Origin of the sequence: Vibrio sp. E14 (assembly GCF_020515785.1) — a bacterium.
GTDB classification, from domain to species: Bacteria; Pseudomonadota; Gammaproteobacteria; order Enterobacterales; family Vibrionaceae; genus Vibrio; species Vibrio diabolicus.
Genome location: NZ_JAHPJI010000034.1, coordinates 1 through 1,204 on the forward strand (window position 1 = coordinate 1; position 1,204 = coordinate 1,204).

At 44.9% G+C, this 1,204-nt stretch carries 1 protein-coding gene; it reads left to right on the forward strand.

What is annotated here, in order from left to right; translation table 11 throughout:
• The first annotated feature begins 76 nt into the window (after positions 1–76).
• A protein-coding gene (locus tag LIX84_RS23290) for an IS3 family transposase (protein WP_443083706.1) occupies positions 77–1,188 on the forward strand; the annotation gives its coding sequence in 2 pieces (ribosomal slippage) (positions 77–329 and positions 329–1,188; 1,113 coding nt in all).
• Positions 1,189–1,204: the final 16 nt, after the last annotated feature.

Here is a 1,204-nt window from a genome sequence, read left to right on the forward strand (position 1 = left end):
TGTAACCCTCCCCGAAAAACTGGTCGCTAGTAATTAGAGCTTTTCCGTTTACACTGAAACAAACGGAGAACGCATGATGAAAAAATCACGCTACACAGAAACACAAATCGTCAAGATCCTGAAGGAAGTGGAAGCAGGCAGAAAGGTGAATGAAGTCTGCCGTGAATATGGAATCTCAGATGCGACTTACTACAACTGGAAATCTAAGTATGGTGGTATGGAAGCATCAGACGTTAAACGTCTAAAAGAGCTTGAGGATGAAAATCGAAGGCTTAAACAGATGTTTGCAGATCTCAGCCTCGAGCACCGTATCGTAAAAGATATTCTGGAAAAAAAGCTGTAAAGCCAGCGGTCAAACGTGAACTCGTAGAGTATGTTCGCAAACAGTTTCAGGTCAGTCTAAGAAAGGCCTGCCGCGTGGTTGGCATCAGCGATTCCGTGTACCGATATCGGCCTGATCCTCACCGAGATGATGAGGTTATCGCGAAGCTTCAAGACGCTGTCGAGCGGTATCCTGCTTATGGCTTCGGAAAATTATTCAAAGTGCTCAGGCGATGGGGCCATACATGGAATCACAAACGGGTTTACCGCGTATATTGCTTACTGAAATTGAATATGCGGCGCAAAGGGAAAAAGCGATTACCTAAGCGTGAGCCAGCACCGTTAGCCTGTCCTGAGTGGATCAACAGTTGCTGGTCTATCGATTTTATGAGTGACTCACTGGTCTGTGGCAGGCGCTTTCGAACATTTAATGTTGTGGATGATTTTAATCGTGAAGTACTGGCCATTGAAGTGGATTTAAATCTACCGGCGCCACGAGTTATACGGGTTCTCGATCGTATCATCGCTTGGCGAGGCATGCCTAGCAAACTGAGAATGGACAACGGACCAGAGTTCATCTCAGCAACATTGGCTGAATGGGCGGAAGCAAATAATGTTGAACTCGAGTTCATTCGACCAGGAAAGCCAACAGAGAACTCATATATCGAGCGCTTTAATCGGACTTATCGAACAGAAATACTGGATATGTACGTGTTTAAAACACTGAATGAAGTTCGAGAACTGACAGAAAATTGGATGAGGGAATACAACGATGAACGTCCTCATGACTCACTAAATGACCTGACTCCCTGGGAATATTTAGCGCGGTATGAAAGTAGGAAAAACTCTAATTTAGAGTGCCACTAAAACTGGGAGGGTTACA